At 60.1% G+C, this 20,112-nt stretch carries 16 protein-coding genes and 1 pseudogene; 9 read left to right on the forward strand and 8 right to left on the reverse strand.

Features of this window, described 5'->3' with window-relative positions:
* The first annotated feature begins 4 nt into the window (after positions 1-4).
* Both NCT04_RS24485 and NCT04_RS24490 read left to right on the forward strand, forming a co-directional pair.
* Complete coding sequence (locus tag NCT04_RS24485) at positions 5-1,378, forward strand: Y-family DNA polymerase (RefSeq protein WP_350030037.1); 1,374 nt, start codon at positions 5-7, stop codon at positions 1,376-1,378.
* Between the two features lie 11 nt (positions 1,379-1,389).
* Positions 1,390-4,539 carry an error-prone DNA polymerase gene (locus tag NCT04_RS24490; RefSeq protein ID WP_250468094.1) on the forward strand — a complete coding sequence of 1,050 codons (3,150 nt, stop codon included), beginning with the start codon at positions 1,390-1,392 and terminating at the stop codon, positions 4,537-4,539.
* A 29-nt stretch (positions 4,540-4,568) separates the two neighbouring features.
* On the opposite strand, the gene NCT04_RS24495 is transcribed toward NCT04_RS24490, so the two are convergent.
* The gene (locus NCT04_RS24495; protein ID WP_250468095.1) at positions 4,569-5,060 is read right to left on the reverse strand and encodes a DUF2934 domain-containing protein; all 492 of its coding nucleotides are present in this window, start codon (positions 5,058-5,060) and stop codon (positions 4,569-4,571) included.
* A 615-nt stretch (positions 5,061-5,675) separates the two neighbouring features.
* On the opposite strand from NCT04_RS24495, the gene NCT04_RS24500 reads away from it, so the two are divergent.
* On the forward strand, positions 5,676-6,155 hold the full coding sequence (locus tag NCT04_RS24500; RefSeq protein ID WP_250468096.1) for a hypothetical protein: 480 nt from the start codon (positions 5,676-5,678) through the stop codon (positions 6,153-6,155).
* Positions 6,156-6,214: 59 nt separating this feature from the next.
* Positions 6,215-7,285: an AAA family ATPase gene (locus NCT04_RS24505; RefSeq protein ID WP_250468097.1), complete on the forward strand. Its 1,071-nt coding sequence runs from the start codon at positions 6,215-6,217 to the stop codon at positions 7,283-7,285.
* A gap of 666 nt (positions 7,286-7,951) precedes the next feature.
* Here NCT04_RS24505 and NCT04_RS24510 read toward each other — a convergent pair.
* Together NCT04_RS24510 and NCT04_RS24515 are read right to left on the reverse strand one after the other, a co-directional pair.
* Complete coding sequence (locus NCT04_RS24510; protein WP_250468098.1) at positions 7,952-9,922, reverse strand: site-specific integrase; 1,971 nt, start codon at positions 9,920-9,922, stop codon at positions 7,952-7,954.
* Positions 9,915-10,421 (reverse strand): hypothetical protein, encoded by a 507-nt coding sequence (locus tag NCT04_RS24515; RefSeq protein ID WP_250468099.1) that lies wholly within the window; start codon positions 10,419-10,421, stop codon positions 9,915-9,917. Before NCT04_RS24515 ends, NCT04_RS24510 begins: the two co-directional genes overlap by 8 nt.
* Positions 10,422-10,820: 399 nt before the next feature.
* Here NCT04_RS24515 and NCT04_RS24520 point away from each other — a divergent pair, with 399 nt between their 5' ends.
* Entirely contained in the window at positions 10,821-11,222 is a 402-nt protein-coding gene (locus tag NCT04_RS24520; RefSeq protein WP_250468100.1) for a response regulator transcription factor, read from the forward strand.
* Between the two features lie 209 nt (positions 11,223-11,431).
* Positions 11,432-11,653, forward strand: coding sequence for a hypothetical protein (locus NCT04_RS24525; RefSeq protein ID WP_250468101.1), 222 nt, complete (start codon positions 11,432-11,434; stop codon positions 11,651-11,653).
* Between the two features lie 510 nt (positions 11,654-12,163).
* Here NCT04_RS24525 and NCT04_RS24530 read toward each other — a convergent pair.
* A complete protein-coding gene (locus NCT04_RS24530) occupies positions 12,164-12,358 on the reverse strand; it encodes a CsbD family protein (protein WP_250468102.1) in 195 nt (64 codons plus the stop codon).
* 610 nt (positions 12,359-12,968) lie between these two features.
* Between NCT04_RS24530 and NCT04_RS24535 the strand changes: the two genes are divergently transcribed.
* Complete coding sequence (locus tag NCT04_RS24535; protein WP_250468103.1) at positions 12,969-13,457, forward strand: hypothetical protein; 489 nt, start codon at positions 12,969-12,971, stop codon at positions 13,455-13,457.
* 962 nt (positions 13,458-14,419) lie between these two features.
* Here NCT04_RS24535 and NCT04_RS24540 read toward each other — a convergent pair.
* Positions 14,420-14,524, reverse strand: a pseudogene (locus tag NCT04_RS24540) (electron transfer flavoprotein subunit alpha/FixB family protein); the annotation flags it as partial.
* 40 nt (positions 14,525-14,564) lie between these two features.
* Here NCT04_RS24540 and NCT04_RS24545 point away from each other — a divergent pair.
* Both NCT04_RS24545 and NCT04_RS24550 read left to right on the forward strand, forming a co-directional pair.
* On the forward strand, positions 14,565-14,735 hold the full coding sequence (locus NCT04_RS24545; RefSeq protein ID WP_250468104.1) for an NAD(P)-dependent oxidoreductase: 171 nt from the start codon (positions 14,565-14,567) through the stop codon (positions 14,733-14,735).
* Positions 14,736-15,175: 440 nt separating this feature from the next.
* The gene (locus NCT04_RS24550) at positions 15,176-16,093 is read left to right on the forward strand and encodes a LysR family transcriptional regulator (protein ID WP_250468119.1); all 918 of its coding nucleotides are present in this window, start codon (positions 15,176-15,178) and stop codon (positions 16,091-16,093) included.
* 14 nt (positions 16,094-16,107) lie between these two features.
* Here NCT04_RS24550 and NCT04_RS24555 read toward each other — a convergent pair whose 3' ends face one another.
* The 3 genes from NCT04_RS24555 to NCT04_RS24565 form a co-directional block, all read right to left on the reverse strand.
* Positions 16,108-16,812, reverse strand: coding sequence for a sterol desaturase family protein (locus NCT04_RS24555; protein ID WP_250468105.1), 705 nt, complete (start codon positions 16,810-16,812; stop codon positions 16,108-16,110).
* Positions 16,813-16,885: 73 nt separating this feature from the next.
* Positions 16,886-18,271 (reverse strand): MFS transporter, encoded by a 1,386-nt coding sequence (locus tag NCT04_RS24560; RefSeq protein ID WP_250468106.1) that lies wholly within the window; start codon positions 18,269-18,271, stop codon positions 16,886-16,888.
* Between the two features lie 97 nt (positions 18,272-18,368).
* Positions 18,369-20,108, reverse strand: coding sequence for a GMC family oxidoreductase (locus NCT04_RS24565; protein WP_250468107.1), 1,740 nt, complete (start codon positions 20,106-20,108; stop codon positions 18,369-18,371).
* Positions 20,109-20,112 lie beyond the last annotated feature (4 nt).

Genomic DNA, 20,112 nt, shown 5'->3' on the forward strand with positions numbered 1-20,112 from the left:
TGTGGTGCTGGAACGCGACAAGGTCATTGTGCTGGACCAGGCAGCACAAGACGCGGGGGTGAGAGTGGGGATGAAACGAGGAGGTGTCACGACACTCGCGGCCGATGCGCTGATGGTTGACCGCGACCCGACGCGTGAACACGATGCACAGCGTGAAGTCGCCTTTGCCTTGCTTCGCTTCTCGCCGCAGGTCGCCATGCGGGAGGAAGAAACCCTCATTGTCGATGTCACCGCCAGTCTCCGGCTTTTCGGCGGCATTCGACAGGTGTGCCGGCAGATCAACGAGACGGTCAGGACGATCGGCGTCACCGCCCGCATGAGCGTAGCGCCGACCGGCCAGGGCGCGTGGCTGCTCGCCAAGCGCGGGCGCAGACGCGTACTCAAGATGAGTTCGCTCGAACGCCACCTTGGCGTGCTGCCTTTCGTGGTGGTGCCGGAGATTCGGTCGTTCAGCGACTGGTTCAATGGTCTCGGTTGCCGAGTGCTCGACGATATTCGACGCCTGCCGCGTGCAGGGCTTAAAAAGAGGTGTGGCGTGGACTTATTGGAGTCGCTTGACCGCGCCTATGGCCTGTCGCCTGAACTCTACGAGTGGCTTGAGTTGCCACCCGCTTTCAGCGCGCGCACCGAACTGCCCGATCGGGTCGAGCATGCCGAGGCCGTTCTCTTTTCCGCGCGCCGTCTGATCGTCCAACTGTGCGGCTGGCTGAGCGCGCAGCAACTCGCGCTCACGCAGGCCACGATCACGCTGGAACACGAGCGCGGTCGCCAGGCCATTGAGCCCACGCAGATCGACATTGCGCTTGCCGAACCCACCTGGCACGAGGAACACCTGGTCCGCCTGCTCAGAGAGCGACTTGGACGGATCGAGCTCGAAGCAGCCGTCATTGCCGTGCGGCTGACGGCATCCCGAGTCCAGCCGGCCGAGCCGCCGAGCGATTCGCTGTTTCCCGACCCGGGCGGTTCGACGGAAGATCACAACCGGCTGCTCGAATTGCTGGTGGCGCGCTTGGGGCCTGAGAATGTCCTGCGGCCTGCGCCCACCTCAGACCACCGGCCTGAACACGCCAATCAGTGGATACCGGTCCAGGACACCGCCCAAGCGTGTCCGCCCCCGGCCGAACTTCCGCGCCCCACCTGGCTACTCAACGAGCCGGTGCGGCTCATGATCAAAAACCACCGACCGTTCTACGGCTCGCCGCTCAAACTCGTTTCCGCTGGCGAGCGCATTGAAGCGGGCTGGCACGACGGCGAACTCGTGACGCGCGACTACTACGTCGCGGAAGCCACCGACAAGAGCTGTTACTGGATCTACCGCGAGCGACCGAGCGTGAAGACTGAGGAAGTCCGCTGGTTTCTTCACGGACTGTTCGGGTAAGTGGTGTTGTCGTGGATCTGTTTTCGTCGACCCTACCCGACTACGCGGAGTTATTCGCGTTCACGAACTTTTCGTTCCTGCACGGCGCATCGCACGGCGAAGAGTTGGTGTTGCGCGCGTCGCAACTGGGATACTCAGGCCTTGCGATTACTGACGAATGTTCGCTCGCCGGTGTGGTGCGCGCGCATGTGCAGGCCAAAGAAGAAAAGCTGCCCCTCGTCATCGGCTCGTATTTTCGGCTCGTGCATGCCGACAAAACTCCTGCGTTCGGCCTCATTCTCCTCGCACAGAATCGCAACGGCTACGGCAACCTGTCCGAACTGATTACGCTCGGCCGGATACGGGCGGCAAAGGGAAATTATCTGCTCACGCCGCACGATCTCTCCAGACCCGAAAAAGAACACGCTCATTTGCGTGGCATGCCAGACTGCCTGGCTATCCTCGTGCCGGATTTTCCGGCGAAGGAAGAAGCGCTCTCGGCACAAGTCGAGTGGCTCAACAATACCTTTCCGGCCCGCGCGTGGGTCGGGTTGATCTTGCACCAGCGTGCGATGGATGACATCCATCGCGGCAGCGTCGAGTACGTCGCCGACCGGCACAGCGTACCGGTTGTCGCGCTGGGTAATGTCGTGATGCATGTGCGCTCGCGCAAGCCCTTGCAGGACACGATGACCGCAATCCGTATCGGCAAGCCCGTGGCCGAATGCGGCTACGATCTCGCACCGAACGCGGAGCAGCACCTGCGTTCACGGCTACGTCTGTCGAATCTGTATCCGGCTCACGCGCTCGCTCAAACGCTCAACATCCTCGAGCGTTGCACATTCTCGCTGGATGAGTTGCGCTACGAGTATCCGGATGAACTGGTGCCGGAAGGGTTCACGCATGAAGCATATCTGCGACAGGAAACCTACATTGGCGCGCACAGGCGCTTTCCGGCCGGTATTCCGCACGAGGTTCAGCAACAAATCGAACATGAACTGCAGCTCGTTCGCGAGATGCGCTACGAGGCGTACTTTCTCACGGTCTACGACATCGTGCGATTTGCGCGTATTCAGCACATCCTGTGTCAGGGGCGTGGCTCGGCGGCCAACAGCGCCGTATGCTATTGCCTTGGCGTGACGGAAGTCGATCCGTCTCGCGGCAACATGCTCTTCGAGCGATTCATTAGTAAGGAACGCGGCGAGCCACCGGATATCGATGTCGACTTCGAGCATCAGCGACGGGAAGAAGTCATCCAATACATCTATCGGAAGTATGGGCGAGATCGGGCGGCAATCGCGGCGGCCGTTTCAACCTACCGACCGCGTGGCGCACTGCGCGAGACCGGCAAGGCGCTGGGCGTTGACCCGCAAATCGTCGACAAGGTCGCTAAGAGCCACCAGTGGTTCGATCATTCGCAGGATCTTTTGCGTCGCTTCGAGGAATCCGGCCTTGATCCAGAAAATCCGCTGATCCGGATGTGGGCGACGCTCGCGGCACAGATCCTGAACTTTCCACGGCACCTTTCTCAGCACTCGGGAGGTTTTGTCATCAGCCGCGGCAAACTCACGCGCCTTGTGCCTGTCGAGAACGCCGCGATGGCCGATCGCAGCGCAATTCAATGGGATAAGGACGATCTCGAGGCACTCGGGCTGCTCAAGATCGATGTGCTGGCGCTTGGCATGTTGTCGGCGATCCGTCGCACGCTCGACATTGTCTCCGAGCAGCGTGGTGAGCGGTTCGAAATGCAGGACATCCCGCCCGAGGATCCGGCCACATACGAGATGATCTCGCAGGCCGACACAGTCGGCGTGTTTCAAATCGAATCTCGCGCGCAGATGAGCATGCTGCCGCGCATGCAACCGCGTACGTTCTACGATCTGGTGATCGAAGTGGCGATCGTGCGCCCTGGTCCAATTCAGGGCGGCGCCGTGCACCCATATCTGCGGCGGCGTCAGAAGCTCGAGCCGGTGACCTATCCGAGTGAAGCACTGGAGACGGCACTGGGTCGAACGTTGGGTGTGCCGATCTTCCAGGAGCAGGTCATGCAAGTCGCGATCCTGGCTGCCGGCTTCACACCGGGCGAAGCCGACCAGCTACGTCGTGCGATGGCTGCGTGGAAGCGCAAAGGCGGTCTGGAGCAATACTACGATCGCATCGTCAACGGCATGAAGGAACGAGGCTACGACCTCGCCTTCGCCGAGCGCATCTTCGAGCAGATCAAAGGGTTCGGTGAGTACGGCTTTCCGGAGAGTCACGCGGCGAGTTTTGCGTTGCTCGTGTATGCGAGCAGTTGGCTCAAATGCCATGAGCCGGCGGCCTTCCTCGCCGCTATGCTCAACTCGCAACCGATGGGCTTTTATTCGCCATCGCAACTCGTACAGGACGCACGGCGCCACGGCGTCGATATAGTGCCCATCGATGTCACGATCAGCGGCTGGGATTCGGTGCTGGAGCCACGCCCAGGTCGCCGGAAGCCTGTTGTGCGCCTGGGACTATCGTTGCTTAAGGGCATGCGTGATGGGGCGGCGGAGCGCATCGAGAACGCGCGAGCGGTGAGCCCTTTCGGGAGCGTGAGCGACCTGGCGCGACGAGCCCAGCTGGATCGTCATGATCTTCAGGTACTGGCCGCCGCGAACGCGCTTCAGTCGTTAGCGGGCAATCGGCGCGAGGCACTGTGGCAATCGGTTGCAGCCGTACCCGATCGTGACATCCTCGCCGACGGCCGGATTGATGACGAGACGCCAGCGTTGGGTGCGCCATCTGAAGCTGAAGATATCGTGAGCGACTACAACGCCTCCGGCTTGACGCTCGGTCGCCACCCCCTTTCGCTACTTCGACCTATGCTGCTTGAGCAACGGCTGATGCCGGCTTCGACCTTGCGAGCCTATCGAAACGGGCGTCTGGCGCGTGGCTGCGGCCTCGTAACTGGCCGGCAAAGACCGGGGACGGCTAAGGGCGTAATGTTCGTCACCCTCGAGGACGAAACGGGGAACGTCAATGTGATCATCTGGCCGTCATTGCAGGAAAAGCAACGAAGGGAAGCGCTCGGAGCGTCCTTGCTCGCCGTGTACGGGACCTGGCAGTGCGAGGGAGAAGTTCGACACCTGGTTGCCCATCGACTGGTGGACTTGTCCCACTTGCTTGGGGGACTCACGTCCGTCAGCCGCAACTTCTGCTGACTGATGCAGGGCTTCCGAACAGGCCACCGCTATGATCTTGCATCCGATGAAGCTTTCTTGGGTTTGGAAGATCGCTTAGGTTTTGCGTCCGACTCATTTGCGATCTTCGACGCCTTCATGACCACTTCTTTTGCGGGCTTGGCTGGCGGCTCTTCGTGTTTTGTGCCTTTCTTTACTTTCGCGCCAGTGGCTGATGCGGGAGTTTCCGTCGTCCGGACTGGCTCCGCGTCCGCATGTGCACGGCCACCTTGCAAGTCGTGATCGGGCTGCGCGGCCGCCCTTCCCTTCGATGTGCTCGCACCTTTCTTCGCTTGCAAGACCCGCTTCGTATCGGCCGCATCACCGAGAACGTCCGGTAAAGTGGGGGACGAAGCGACACGACTCTCGTTCTGCAACTGAGCAATCGCTTCGTCCCAATAGAGATCATCATGTCCGTGCTGCCGACCGTCTGCCTCCCAAAGATAATAGGCACGCAGGCGGATTGCGTCTTCTCGCAACGGGTTGATCGACTTGAGTTGCATCTTCACTCCGAGACAAGGCAACGATTGACCTTAACAGGTCGTCGCATCTTGCTCAACAAACCTTTTTTAAGCCGAGAAGCGAGCTCCCCACTGAATCTCCGACAGACGTTGAGAATAACCGCTCTTACTGCAATAGCTGCTCACCGTGTGGAAACCGCTGACTTACAAATCGTGTCTCCGGCTTGGATTCGGGATGTAACAGCTATGAACATTACGGTCTATATGCTTCAGGCCAATGTCGAGGCCCTAGGAGCTCTTGTGAGCGCACTAGAGTTGAGTGATGACTAGGTCGACTAGTCGACCATGACAGTCGCTTCGCGACCCATTCCGGCCGGTCAGGTCGCGACGACATCGAAATGCGCTTTTTGGGGTCAAGCAGCCACTCAATTGGCAACCTGATGAATCTGGCGAACGGCAGCTCGTGGTGCGTAGTACGGCGGATACTTATGACCGGTCTGGCTCGTGTACGGGTCGGCGTACCTCGCGCCGAGTAGTTGCTGTACCTTTCTCATGTTCGGTTCAGTAAAACGACCAAACCCGGCCCGTTGGATCGTACAGACGCACCGGCATGCATTAATATCCGGGGTCGACTGTCCGAATAGATACGGAGCGCGCATGCCGTTCAGCTTTCAAATTCCGACGCCCAACGGGGAAATGACGATTAGCGTCGAGCCGGGTTCGTCGGTCGTCTTTGTCGGTGCTAACGGAGGGGGCAAAACTAGGCTCTCCGTGCATATTGAAAACACATTCAATCTCGATGCCCATCGCATCTCGGCACACCGCGCCCTTACTTTGAACCCTTCAGTTCCCAAAATAAGTGAGCGCGAGGCGATTCGGGGCTTGAGGACGGGACTCAACCACGAGTCAACGAGCGTTCATAACCGGGCCGGTAATCGTTGGCAAAGCAAGCAAGCTGTGAGCTTGCTCAACGATTTTGACTTTGTTGTGCAAGCGATGTTTGCAGAACAAGCGAATACATCCTTAGCAACTCACAAAAACGTGCGCGCCGGGACTAACCAGCCACCTAATTCAACTTGTTCGAGCGCCTTGCCGACATGTGGCAACGGTTATTGCCGCATCGCGTGCTTCACATAAGCGGCGACGATATACAAGTCTCGCAGCCGAATACGGATGTTCGCTACAGCGCGTCCGAGATGAGCGACGGCGAACGTGCCATTTTCTATCTAATTTGCCAAACACTGGTGGCTGCTCCCCATTCACTTCTCGTAATCGACGAGCCCGAGTTGCATGTACATCGATCGGTCTTATCGAAGCTTTGGGATGAACTTGAAGGGGCACGTCAAGACTGTGCGTTCGTGTTTATTACGCACGATCTCGAATTTGCCGCGGCGCGCATTGCTCAAAAATACGTGATTCGCGACTACGATCCAGCGCCGCGCTGGAACCTAGACGTCGTGCCCGATGACACGGGGTTTAGTGAGCAGACTGCGACACTTATCTTAGGCAGTCGGCGACCGATCCTTTTTGTCGAGGGAGACACAGGTAGTCTTGATGTCGCGATCTACCGAACCTGTTATCCCGACTGGACCGTATTGCCCAGAGGATCGTGCGAGGAAGTAATCCACTCGGTCGTCACCATGCGACGTAACCAGCATCTCACGCGCGTTCATTGTTCAGGCATCGTCGATGCGGACGACTACCAAGCTGATGATCTTGAGTATCTGCGCAATCTTGGCGTCGCAGCGCTGCCCGTATCGGAAATTGAAAATATTATCTTGCTACCGCTGGTTAGCCAAGCCATAGCGGAGAGCGACGGCTATACGGGCGAAGAACTGGTTGAGCGTTTAGATAGCTTGAAGGAAGCTGTCTTTCAAAGCTTGAATACAGCGGCGGCGGTCGACCGCGTCGTCACCAGATACTGCCGCCGCCGCATCGACCGCTTGTTGAAAAAAGTCGACTTGAGTGCGGCGGGCAATGTTGCGCAAATTACCGCGGAATTCATCGGCCAGACCGCGGCGCTCGACATCCAAGACATTGCCCAACGCGCGACGAATCGGATAAGCGAAGCGTTGCGCGATCGTGACCTCCCTACATTGCTCGCAAATTACGATAACAAGGCATTGATGTCGTTGGCTGCCACCCATTTAAAACGGACAAGGTTGGCTGACTTTGAAAGCTGGCTTGTCAGGGTGCTACGAAACAATAGCGTGCCCACTCTGACTGATGCGATACGGCAAAGTCTTCCCGTCGTTAAGCCTCAGTAACAGTTAGCGTCTCAGCCATTTTTTCGGCGTGCCTGGCAGAAAGATCCGTTTTTGGGCGAAGCGGACGTTCCAACGTCCGCGTTGAATTTCAGGCGAACGACTGTAGATGGCCGATATCCGACCCAACGCCGAGCTAGCGGTCCCATCTCGCGGCAAACATTCGGAGGCAACCGGACGCCAACCTCGAATCCCTTTAGTTTTGCGCGAATGGTTCAACCGTCATTGCGTGCTTTTTCCAGCGTTGGAAGTTGGCTGACAGAAAGAATCAGCGTGAAAACCGGCCCGTCGCGATCTTCCAAGCCTTTACGTCATCGTCGTCGATCCAGCTCGCGGCAAGTTCGCAAGCCGCGCGTACAGCCGCACCAACTACGTTGCCATCGTTGATCCTTACTTTGATGCTTTGATGGCCGTCTTCGGCTGCAACTTCCATGTTGCTCGGACGGGAGAACGAAATGCCCGTTTCCACGAGCATTTTTATCAGGTGTTATGAGAGTTCAAAGGATCGAACCGTTCGAGGTTAACGGGTACCACACGGTCCGCATCCGAGAACGCGGCGAGTCCCGCACGGAGGTTGATTTCTTGGTCATTCATCATGCATTCCTATGTTGACGTCAACGCGCCGCGACGATTCAAGGTCTACTTAGAACGTAAAGGACGCCCGGATACTCATGGCACATCCTTTCGCGCATCGACACCCGCGTAGTAGCGAGCGACTTCCTCAACCACGCGCTGTCGTTCGGCTTGGACATAGATTGTCGTGGTCTGGAGCGACGCGTGGCCGACAACATCGACAGGTAACTCATCCGCCACCGACTGCGTTCCGAAGGTATGCCGGAACGCGTGTGCATTCACGCGGCCTAGTTGGACACGCTCATCAAGACTCAACGTATCCATCGTTTCGACCAGGCACTTCATCATTCGACCGATTAGCCTGTTAAGCCCGTCCGCCGTGTAGCCTGCCTCATTAGCGGGCGATGATTTGTTCGTTGGGGGATGGGGATTACTGGTTCCCGCATGTCGATGACGTCGGCGTGACGCATCCGTCCATGGAATCACAACGGGTGCCAGTAGCGGCCCGTACGGAATTGTCGCCGGTGCCCCGTTGGTTTGAGTGCCGTCGAACATCCTGCCGCGATCTTGCCAATGCGCGCGCAGGGCAGCAAACGTCGCGGCGCTGACGGGAACGGTGCGTTCGCGCTGTCCTCCGCCAACGATCGTGAGTTCCCACACGGGCCGCATAAGCGTCCCATACGCTGAAGGTCTGAGGCATTCGCGACGCGCCGAGGCGACCTCTTCGCGCCGCAAACCCGAATCGCCCATCAATAGGATTGCCGCGCGCACGGCGCGCCATTGGCCAATTGCCCCGAATTCGCGCGACTGTGCTGCGAGCGAGTCGTCGCATCGCACATCGAGCTCGTCGCGCAAGCGTCGCCACAGTTCAATCGGTAACGCCCGGTCGATCTTCATGCCATTCACGCGACGCACCACCGGCGGATCATTCACTGCCGTCCATGGATTGCCGCCGAGGTAGCGCACATCCACCAGCCACGCAAAGGCACTGCGCAGCAACCGAATCGCGTAGCGTTGGGATTCGGGCGACAGTACTGCCGAGCCGTTGGCGGTCGCGGCAAACGGTCGCCAGCGCGGCGAGTGGCGCGCAAAACGCTCTCCCACGAACCGCGGATCGGGGCTTTTTAGGAAGTCCTTGTAGGCTTCGCAGTCGTCCACGCGCAGATCGCTCAACGCCTTACCGCGCAGCACCACCGCCCACAGTAAAAAGCGCTCGAGTTCTTTGGTGTAGGCGCGCAACGTTTTGGGCTGATCGCGATAGCGATTCAGATAGGCGCGCACCGCATCCAAATCGTGACTCGCCTGGATATAGCAGAAGGCGGTCGAGCGGTTTTCGCCATCGGCGCCGCAGAGCGCGTGCGGCACGGCCAACCGTTCGAGCGGCGCGAGTGTGAGGCGGCTCGCGGTCTGTTTCTTCTCTCGGTCCAAAGAGCGCGCCGGCGCCACCTCAATGAGTTCAGCCGCCACCAACGGAACGCCAAGCTGCTCGGCCGAATCGACATCGGTCTCGATGGTCAGTTGCAGCGCCGCCTGCTGACGCCGCAGCCAACTGACGATCGCGCGAGCGCGACCCGGACCGATGCGCGGGATCGACCGCCACCAGCTGCCGCCGCGTCGATTGCAAAAGGCGACCAGTTCGCCCAGCGTGGTAATGCCCTCGCCTTTCAAACGTCGGGCGATGCGCGGCCGCAACCACGCCCCAATGGCGTGATCCGCATGTGGAGGCAGCGCCGCCAGTTGCGCTGCCTCCGTGACCATCCGGAAGGTCACCGCCGTGAGCTTGGCGTGCCCGTGTTGACGAACGGACGCGCGCAGATGCTCGGCCAGCGCGGTCGAACCGTGTGCAAGCGCGAGCGTCACCAGCGTATCGTGCATGGTGTTGAGATGCCGCTCCATCGCGCCAGGGGTCACAGCATGCGGATCGTCGTCGGGATCGTAGTAAGTCCGGGCGATGACAGCCGGCGCGATACGCTGGACGTACGCACGCAGCGCGGTGAAGTCCTTGGCGGTATAGCCCCGCTCAAAAGTGAGCTTTTCCGGGGCGCGCGGCTTCGAAGCATCAAGCATCGCGCTCTGCCTCATCGTCGCCCTCGCCCTCGCCCGCGCTAGGCGCGCGCGGTAAATCGCGAAACATCGGCGGCACGAGCGCCGGCAGGCCAAGTCGCGTCAAGGTCGTATGGGCTTGCCGCATGAACACGTCAGGCCACGTCCCGCAGAGTATCTCGAATGCCAGGCGCGCCTTGCACAATTGCCCCGCAAGCCATAGGTCTTCAAACTGTTCGCCCCACAGCGCCCGTTGTACAAGCGTGATGCCACCGCATTCCGCAATAAAATCCAGCACCGGCAAAAACCGTTGGTCTTCCACAATCGCGTTACCGTAGCTTTGCGCCAGTGCGGTCAGCACCGCAAGCTCGATCCCGCTTGGCCGAATGGGTAGAGGCGTTGTGGCGGCCAAATCCGAAAGCGACGCACTTGCGGCACGACGCCAGAGCGTCACGCTGTTATCGAGCTGAAGGACCGCGCGGGCGATCTCTTGGTCAGAAAAGCCGCTGTTGCCTTGTGCCACGGGGCGCTACCACCTCAGGTAAACAGGAAAAGCCCAATTCTACCCCTGAACCATTATCCCGATAATATCCGATTATCAGGCTAGATAATTCGATCGTTACAATCTATTCGGCTCACTGAAAGTCACGATAACGGTAGGATCGCGCAGAACCCACAGAACACGAGGCCGATCAACCGTGTCTTGAGCGACGCGATTTTTTAATGTACGGCATGCAATGAAAAACTCCCAAGGCGGCGCCTGGATCGCACTACTTGCTCACGGCACGACGACTTGCAATGCTTCTTCGTAATCAGCCGTATAACGCCACTAGCTGTCGAAGCAGATCGTCACATTTCTGGGCCATTTGGTACAGGGCTTGCTCTAACCCCTATCGAGTCCAACCACGAAGTCGGCCTTGCTATGTCACAACTCACATCCTCACGTACTCGGCCGGTCACGGTATTACTTATTGACGACGATCCAGACATCGTGCAAATCTGGGCACTCGTGCTTTCGTTTGAAGGGATGGTAGTCACCACTGCTCAAAACGGCAGTGATGGGTTAGCGAAAGCCCTGCAAGGAGGAGCCGACGTCATTGTCTGCGACTACATGATGCCCGGCATGGACGGACTAGCAGTATGCCGTGCGTTGCGGTCCGACGAACGAACCCATGGCCTGCCGATGATTCTTTGCTCAGCCGCAAGGGGCATTCAAGCCGAAGGCTTAGCCAACGTTGTTTTAGAAAAACCCCTTTCAGTTGAAACGTTAGTCGAGCATATCCGATCGCTTCGCGCCGTCCGTCGAGTCATTACGTTTCATTGAGGTTCGACGCGCTGCAGAAAACAACGCGCGCTCGAGCATATGTGTGTGTCTAATGGCCGCCATTAATCAGGGTTATGCAAGGCCTATGCCCTAATTAGAGGGCCGATCTCTGCCGTGCTCCTCGAATTGCGCCGCAACGATCCCAGTAAGATTCATGCAAGAGGCGACTTCGCCCGTGGTCGGCTTGACTGGTTTCCAACTGGACATCGATGATGACACCCTTCACATCCAATTCTTGGCCGAGCCCCAAGAGGCGAGTTGAGAACATTTCGCTGAACTCTGCCCGTTTGGCCGCCGATCCGGTCCTAAAACGGCAGCAGGAGTTTGAGGAACGGATGCATGTCTACGACGTTCTGATCGTCATCGGGCTTGTGACGGCCGCAATGGGCTTGCCAACGGTGTTTTTTATGTTGCACTTTTTGAAAGCCTAATAGGCATTCGTTCTCAGACGGCATTCTTTCTTCTTGTCGAAAATGGACGGTGCGAGGTTGCGATCCCTCGTGCAGTCAAAACGCGGGAAGGGGTGCCGAAAAGAAGGGCCCGCCACCGAGGGCGAGCCAAACTACCGAGAGACAGCAGCCGAGGCGCTGCATCACGGCACCAACATTGCAAACTTGAGCGGCTCGTTTTCACAAGTCTCAACGGGTCGCCTTCAACCTGAACGAGACGCCGATAAACAACCGCGTCGTCGACAACTCGTCTTGCAAAGGTTGAACAGATTTCGTTGCGGGGTAGCCGCGCATGCAGTCAGGCGAAGTTCGAAGGTTCATTGCGTTCTCGCTTTTGAATTGGTCATTGCGTTGCTTGAACTGCGGGCGGAGTCCACGTTCCATTAAGCACGGCAGGCTCCGGCCAAAGATGCTCCGTGATTGTCGAGCGCCGCGAAAAAAACGCCCGCGAAATCGAGGCGGGCGTTCATCCGTCCTACATCTGAAAATCCATTACGGCTTTGACGCATCGTCGGCCGCGTCCTTCAAATCCTCTTTGGCGTCGCCTACATCTTTGCGCACTTCGCCTGCTGCTTGCTGTGCGTCGCCCTTCGCTTCCTGGGCTGGATCGTTCGTCATTTTGCCAACGCCCTCGTTGATCTTGCCCTTTACCTTCTCCCCGACTCCCTTGACCTGGTCTTCATTCATGGCATCGCTCCTTTTCGCCGGCAACATGCGGGCATCCACTCTACGCAAGGACGGTGCCTTCTCACTTTCCAAACTCACGTTTTGATGACGGTATCCGCGACGTCGGTACGAGCTCTTTAAGCAGGTGAGTCTTCTCTTCGAAGCGGCCCACCCGTCTCAATAACGCGCCCGGCGAAACCATGTATTAGATTTGAAAGCGCCAGCTGAAAAATCTGGCTAATAGATGAATGAATTTACGACTGAAGCTTTGCATCCAAATCAGATCGCGCGCGAGGTCAATGCTGAATAGACCAAAAGGTGCCTTCGACACGAACGTTACGATTACAGCACATGAAGCGGCCAGTACAGGTGATTCTGACCGCCACGGATTCCGATTCTGCGCAGACGACGGCGTCAACAGTTTCTGCGAAGGATTCGTCACGCTGCGCACCGCGCGCGTTATTGCGCTCGAGTTATCGAGTCTCACAGGTTTGTGACGCCATGATGCACGCAATTGTTGTTGAGGCCCATTAATTCCGCTAATGTGGTGCACTAATTCTGCTAATAGAATCGCGATAACCGCTGATTCGCCTGAAAAATTCGAACTCATCGAACCTGTCTCGAATGCCCAATGATGTCTAAATCAAAGTCGCGAAAACCGATCCGTAGCGTCGCAAAAGCGGCGAGGCATAAGAAGGTGCTTTATCTTCCGCTCGATCCGGATTCGGTCGCACAAATTTCCATCCAGGTCCGCATGGCGCTTGAAGTCGCTCGTGTCGGGCAAGGCGACGCAGCGACTTTGCGTTGCCTATCGCAAGCCGTGGCCTTAACGGGATTAATCGCAGCGGCCGGGCACGGCGAGATCGACGAGTGCAGCCTTGCCTCAGCCGAGGCTGCGCTTACTGGCGTCCTCGCGTCGGGAAACTTGAGCGGCTGGAGATTGGGCAGGGATGAGATGGAAGTTGCGACAGCGGTGGTCAACGAGCATGACCGCCAGCTTAGAGAGACGCGTCTTGACGTAGTTGTGCGCGCCTTTGAACAGATCGAGCGAGGGCTTGGAACAGGGATGACGCTCACCGGTCTGTTCGCGCTTCGGCGGCTAGTTCTTCATGCCCGATAACCTCGCACTAGAAAAATCATACAACCATCTAACGGCGTTGCTTGTCAGGACGGCGAACCGAGGCCTAGTCGTTGCGCATTGAACATCTGCGCATCGAGAAAAGAGCTGTTTTGCTAGCTTCCTATCGAAAATATGCAGACCTGATGCAACATCTCACACGCATGAAAGCTTTGCAGCCGACATCTTTTTAGTCGGCCTTTGAGAACGTCAAGATTGCCCGAGTAGACGTATGTCCAGGGACCATATCGACTAACTTATAGCCTGTCGGATGGCCAACCTCCGCCCTTCGACTGCTGCCGACGCTCGCCGCTCATCCACTGTGCGGCTGCATTTCGTCACTTCGCCTTCGTTCGCGATGCGGCGCATTGTGCGTCGGCCTCCCCGAAAGCGATCGAGTCAAACCGACCCATTTCTGCCGGCGGGGCCGTCGAAGATCCAAGGGCAGGTATCGGAGCGGGAACGGACAATCCGTGCCGTCACTCAAGGACACCGGCCAAAGCCGACAGTCAGGCAACCGCGTTGACGAAGCCGGTATGAACACCAGGTGTATCCCGATGTTTGAAACGCGAAAAAACGCGCGATCGATTGCGGCGAAGTCGGCGGTACATGGTTTCCATCGGCGACAGGGCACGGCAGTAAAGCGGTGCGAGTTCACGCGACGCGTCGTCGTAGAAGATTACCTCGAACCGTCTCGTCATCCCGTCTCTGAGTACGGAGTTTGGCACCACGGATTGCCTCGTCGAAGCTTTCGTCCGTGGCGACGTGACGATGATCGACGCACACCAACCAGCTACCATTGGCAAGACACCAGCGAATGCGGCGTTCCTCGACAAGGTTAGCAAACCATCGCCAGATGTCCGTATCTTCGGCGTTCGCCGCAATCGCTGCGCTTCGCCGGATCTCTTGTGAAAGAGCCAATGGTTCCTCCGCCAGTGAACGCGAGCAGCCAGTCATCAAGGGCCTCATATGCTCCCGTCGAGTTCGGGCATTACGATAAACAGGTCATCGACGAGGCTGTAATCCGCGACGCCGAAAATGGACGCTTCCGGGTCCTTGTTGATTACCGACGAAACGCGGCATCTTTTCGATCTCTCCGAATTCGAGCGAATGAAGCGCAGCGCGTCACTTGTGAACGCCGCACGCGGCGGTATCGTCGACGAGGGGGCGCTGATCGAGGCGCTCGACCGCAAGCTGATAGCCAATGCCGCGCTCGACGTCCTCGAGCAGGAACCGCCGGCGGCCGATCATCCGCTGTTGACCAGCGCCGCACCGATCTGATCGTGACTCCACATGTCGCATGGCGGACTCAGGTGGCGATACAGCGGCTTGTTACACTGCTCGCGCAAGGCATCGAACAGCATTACGTGCGTCGCTGAGAGCGAATTCGACGAGGTGCTGCTCCGCGCCGTCGCGGCTGAAAGGCCGAGAGCATCGTTGCGATTAGCAGCTGGTGCGAAGGCCGGCGATGAGCTTCTCGTTTAACATCATCAATGACCTTGTGCTGGAATCCGAGAGGACGGCCCCGGGCTCTCGCGCAGCCTACTGTAACGAGGTCGACTGGCATGCACTCGCCTGCCTGATCATCTTCCAATGACATTCACATGCGGGAAGTCAGCGGCTGCCGCGCTCATTGCCTGAGTGACTGACTCCTTTAAGGCGCGGACAGCCATGGGTGGCCGGTTGGCGGTACCATGTCCGTTTCGCCGCACGGCTGTCACATGGAACTGAGGCACATCCAGTATTTCATCGCGCTGTTCGAGGAAGGCACCGTCACGCGAGCGGCCAAGCGGCTCAACATCGCACAACCGGCGCTTAGCATGCAGATCGCGAAGCTGGAAACGGAATTGCGGCAGACGCTTTTCGAACGCGGACCGCACGGCATGGCGCCGACCGAAGCCGCGCGCCTCATGTACCGGCTCTACACGCCGATCATGCGCGACTTCGAGCATGCGCGCGAACATCTGAGCCGGCGCGATGTCGTTGTGACGGGCCGCGTGTCGCTCGGCATGGTGTCGTCGGAAGCGCAAAGCGTGCTGCCGGAATCGCTCGTGCGGTTCGACGCGCTCTTTCCGCAGGTGGAAGTATCGGTCGCGGACGGCTTCAGCGCGCAACTCATCGACGCCGTGGAGTCCGGCCGGCTCGATGCGGCCATCATCAACAAGCCGCGCGGAAGGCTCACGCTTGACGTGGAGCCTTTGCTGGTGGAGGAAATGGTTCTCGTAACGAGCGCGGCGCACGGGCCGGATTTGCCGGAGACGATCGACGTTGTCGCGCTCGCCGAGATCGAACTGGTGCTGCCGACGCGGCGCAACGGCCTGCGCGGTGCGCTCGACGCCGCGCTAATGGCGGCTGATGTGGTCACCAAGCCGAAGTTCGAGATCGATCTTCTCAGCACGATCGTGCAGTTCGTAGAGCACAGCCACATTGCGACGATCCTGCCGCGGGTCGTCGTGCAGTCGAAGGTGGACGAAAGGCTGCTTCGCGCCCGCACGATCGGCTCGCCTCCTATCGTGCGTCACATCATCCAGGTCACGCATCCGAAGCGGCCCATCGGGCCGGCGGCGCAGGCGCTCATTGCGATCATCACCGAAGAAATACGGCGCGTGACGACGGGCGCGCCGGCTGGATCCCCATAACGAAGCGATACCGTTCAGCCGCCGCGCGGGGTCGTCGGCTCGCGAACGGTGCGCGGCGCATCGCTGCGCGTGCCGAAAAGCGTGTCGCAGATCGGGAAGGTGAGATTGAAGTTCTGCGTCGCCATCTGTTCGGGATCGTGATGCGTCACATGCAGGCGGCGCACGGTATTGACGAACGGCACGCGGTCGAGAAACGGACTGTCCGTCACGTGCGAAAGCGTGTGCAGCCCTTCGTACATCAGGTAATACGCGGCCATCGTCAGCAGCGCGATATAGCCGGCGTTGCGCGAAAACACCAGGCCGATCAGCAATGCGAGCGGCGCGGCGGCAAGCACGAACGCGACCGGCGCGAACGGCGGAAACAGCAGCGCCCGCCAGTGCTTGTGTCCCTTGTACTCCAGCGTCACATGCGTGAAGAAGCGATGATGCACCGCGCAGTGACGCTTGTAGATCATGCTGAAGTATTTCGTCGGCCGATGCAGCACGTACCGGTGCGCGGCCCATTCCGCCCAGTTGCCGAACAAGAAGAGCGGCACGACCGCGAGCCATTCCGCGAACGTCGGGACGTGAAGCTGCGCGGCGCAATACAGGATCACCGCCGTCGTGAACACGAGCGTAAAACCCAAATGCATCTCTCCGCAATACCACCACGGCGTCGCGCCAACATACTCGTCGCGGAACTTGTGGGATCGCGTGCGAACGTCCTCGTCATATTTCATGATAAGTGTCTCCTGTCTTCGATATCGGACGATGCGGGCGCGATCGTCGCGCGCCCGGTGTTGACTGCGCGCTTCAGGACGGATTGCGCGCCGCGCCGTTGTCGAGCTTGCCGAGCGTCTCGGGCACGACGAACGCACCCACGAGGAAGATCACGCTGATCGCGCCGACGAAGATGGCGAGCGTCGACGGCAACTGGCTGGCGTCCTTGGCAACGAGCGAGACGAAGGTCGGCATCATCCCGCCGATGGCGAAGCCGATGTTCCATGAAAGACCCGTGCCGGTCGCGCGGATCGCAGTCGGGAACCGCTCGTTCAGGAAGATCAGGATCGGCGCGTAGCCCGCGCTGCCAAGCGCGGAAAGGAGAACCGCGTACACGCCGATCATCGTGATGCTCTGCGCCGTCGGCAGCAGCAGAAACAGCCCGGGCAGCGCGATCAGGCGGATCATGCCGATCCACACGAACGCGCTCTTGCGCCCGATGAACGTGCTCAGATGCCCCGCCGCCACCGACGCGATCACCACCGTGACGCTGCAGATCATCAGGATCGCGGCGGCCGCGCCGTTGGGCGCATGGCTTACGACCTTGAGGAAGGTCGGCAGATAGCCCGACGTGAGGTAGTAGCCGCTGCCGCCGCCGATGGTGAGCAGCAGATTCACCAGCAGCACGCCGCGATAGTCACGCGAAAACAGCGTCCCAATGGGCGAGCGCACGACTTCGACCGGCGCGGTCTTGCTCTGCGTCGCGGCTTTGGCGGCTTTGGCGGCTTTCTCGGCGGCGAGCTTCTTCCAGAGCGGCGATTCTTCGAGGCTGTTGAACACGAACAGGCCGAGCACCGAACTCACGATGCCGGTGAAGAACATGCAGCGCCAGCCCCAGACATCGAAGAGATCGCCGGGAAAGATCGACGACATCGCGAGATACATGAGCGACGCAAGCAATGCGCCGAGGCCCGCTCCGCCGCCGCCGATCAGCCCGGACACCGCGCCGCGATACTTCGGCGCGACGGACTCGGTGCCGATCGTATGCGTCGATGCCACCACGCCGCCGACGAACACGCCCTGCACCAGACGCAGCAGCAGGAACAGAATCGGCGCGACGAGACCCGCCTGCGCAACCGTCGGCAGCACGCCGAACGCCGCCGTCGAAATGCCGACGCCGACGACCGCGAAAATCATCGCGCCCTTGCGGCCGTGCCGGTCGGCATAGGAGCCGAAGAGCGCGGAGCCGAGCGGACGCATCAGCAGCGTCACCGCGAACGACGCATAGACCGCCGCGAGCGACAGCATCGCGTGCTCGGACGGGAAGAACAGACGCCCGACCACCGGCGCCACGTACAACAACACGAAGAGGTCGAACAGATCGAGCGCCCAGCCCATGCACGATGCCAGCACCGCGCCCATGATCTGCCGCTGATTCACCGGAAGCGCGGCGGCCCCGTCTTGTGCAGCTACGGACATGTGTATCTCCTAGTTTGTCACCGGGCTGTCTTTCGATCGGCACTGTGTCGCAGGCACGCTTATCTTTTGCGTGCTCTTGTCGAGGTTGAAAGAAACTTCAGTGGGCGGCGGCGAGCGGCGGGCGGCCCGACACGCTCCGGTCGACGCTCGCGCGCCGCGCCGCGACCATCGCGTCGGCGATCTTCTCGGCGATCATGATGGTCGGTATGTTCGTATTGGCCGATGGCAGCTTCGGCATCAGCGATGCATCGACCACGCGCAGGCCTCGCGTGCCATGCACGCGCCCTTCGGTGTCGGTGACGGCATCGCGGTCGTTCGCGCCGCCCATCCGGCAAGTGCCACTCGCGTGCCACACGCCGAACACGTTCGCGCTGATGAACTCGGCGAGTGCACGGTCATCGGCGAGCAGCGCGCCCATCTTCAGGCCGCGCGTAAAGAAGCGTTCGATCAGGAACCGGCGCATCGGCGCGGGTGTGTCGAGCAGCATGCCGAGCGCGGACGTCAGAAGCACGTTGCCTTCGCCGACCCGGCTCAATGCCTTCACGCGCGGCGAGAACGCCGCCGGGAAGAAATTGCGTCCATCGCGGCCGAGCCCCGACGCATCGACGATGCGCGCCAGCATTCGCACGCCCGCTGCGAGCCGCTGCAGATCGCGCTCGTCGTCGAGCAGATTGAGATCGACGCGCGGCGCGGCGGCGGCATCGGCGGAAACGAGCTGCACACGGCCGCGCGAATACGGCCGGTTGCACCACAGAAAGAACAGCCCGAGCCGGTTGCCGAGTTCATGCCATGCGGCGCGTGTCGCGCTCGACAGATAGAGGTCCGACTCGTCGCAGCCCGCGACGCCCGAACTCAGGCGTGCGGCCATCATGCTCGCGCGGCGGCGCGTGAGCGGCATGCGAAAGCGCGGCTCAAGGAAATGACAGAACGTGAGCGACGGATGATCCTGCAGATTGCGTCCGACGCCCGGCAGATCGACCGCGCACGCGATGCCGAGCGCCGCCAGTTCGCGCGCATCGCCGATACCGGCGCGCATGAGCAGCGCGGGCGATTGCAGCGCGCCCGCGCTCAAGACCACTTCGGCCGCATCGAAGCACACGCGCTCGCCGTTTTCGGCCACCGCGATCACGCCGCGCGCCGCCGCGCCTCCCATGAGAATCTGCTCGACGCGCAGCTTCGAATACACCGTGAGATTGGGGCGCTTGCGCGTGGCTTCGTCGAGATAGGCGATGGCCGTGGACACGCGCTTGTCGTCCTGATTCGAGAACGTGCCGGGAAAGAAGCCGTTGCCGAACTCGCCGTTCTGGTCCTGCAGTTCGGCCACGCCCTGCGCGCGCAAGCCCTTCGCGAACGCATGGCAGAACGCCGGCCAGTCCTTCGGCATGATGCGGCGGATCGGCACCGGGCCATGAGCGCCGTGCAGTTCGCCGCCGGGAAAGTCGAGGTCGCGTTCCAGCTTGCGAAAGTACGGCAGCACGTCGCGCCACGCCCAGCCGTCGGCGCCCGTCGCGGCCCAGTCGTCGTAGTCGCGCGGCAATCCGCGATTGGCCGACTGCACGTTGATGCTCGACCCGCCGCCCATCACGCGTCCCTGCTCGTACACGCGCGGCGCGGCGCTTGTCGTGGCCTTCGCTTTGAGGTCTGGCCAGATGTACGTGTCGCCGCAGAAAACCGGCATCGGATAGCTGTCGAGAATGGCTTCCGGCACCGCGCCCGGCGGCGTGTCCGCGCCCGCCTCGATCAGCGCGACGCGCAGCGACGGCAACGCCGACAGCCGATGCGCGAGCACGCATCCCGCCGAACCGCCGCCCACGATCACGTAATCGAAGCGTTCCATGTCA

The organism is Caballeronia sp. GAFFF2, assembly GCF_023631485.1.
Classification (GTDB): domain Bacteria; phylum Pseudomonadota; class Gammaproteobacteria; order Burkholderiales; family Burkholderiaceae; genus Caballeronia.

Excerpts from the sequence above, each read along its gene's own strand:
- NCT04_RS24525 (WP_250468101.1), top strand. The coding sequence starts at position 11,432 with ATGATGACACCCTTCACATCCAATTCTTGGCCGAGCCCCAAGAGGCGA.
- NCT04_RS24495 (WP_250468095.1), bottom strand. The coding sequence starts at position 5,060 with ATGCAACTCAAGTCGATCAACCCGTTGCGAGAAGACGCAATCCGCCTG.
- NCT04_RS24505 (WP_250468097.1), top strand. The coding sequence starts at position 6,215 with ATGAGCGACGGCGAACGTGCCATTTTCTATCTAATTTGCCAAACACTG.
- NCT04_RS24535 (WP_250468103.1), top strand. The coding sequence starts at position 12,969 with ATGATGTCTAAATCAAAGTCGCGAAAACCGATCCGTAGCGTCGCAAAA.
- NCT04_RS24500 (WP_250468096.1), top strand. The coding sequence starts at position 5,676 with ATGCCGTTCAGCTTTCAAATTCCGACGCCCAACGGGGAAATGACGATT.
- NCT04_RS24510 (WP_250468098.1), bottom strand. The coding sequence starts at position 9,922 with ATGCTTGATGCTTCGAAGCCGCGCGCCCCGGAAAAGCTCACTTTTGAG.
- NCT04_RS24555 (WP_250468105.1), bottom strand. The coding sequence starts at position 16,812 with ATGAAATATGACGAGGACGTTCGCACGCGATCCCACAAGTTCCGCGAC.
- NCT04_RS24545 (WP_250468104.1), top strand. The coding sequence starts at position 14,565 with ATGAAGCGCAGCGCGTCACTTGTGAACGCCGCACGCGGCGGTATCGTC.
- NCT04_RS24530 (WP_250468102.1), bottom strand. The coding sequence starts at position 12,358 with ATGAATGAAGACCAGGTCAAGGGAGTCGGGGAGAAGGTAAAGGGCAAG.
- NCT04_RS24560 (WP_250468106.1), bottom strand. The coding sequence starts at position 18,271 with ATGTCCGTAGCTGCACAAGACGGGGCCGCCGCGCTTCCGGTGAATCAG.
- NCT04_RS24550 (WP_250468119.1), top strand. The coding sequence starts at position 15,176 with ATGGAACTGAGGCACATCCAGTATTTCATCGCGCTGTTCGAGGAAGGC.
- NCT04_RS24565 (WP_250468107.1), bottom strand. The coding sequence starts at position 20,108 with ATGGAACGCTTCGATTACGTGATCGTGGGCGGCGGTTCGGCGGGATGC.
- NCT04_RS24520 (WP_250468100.1), top strand. The coding sequence starts at position 10,821 with ATGTCACAACTCACATCCTCACGTACTCGGCCGGTCACGGTATTACTT.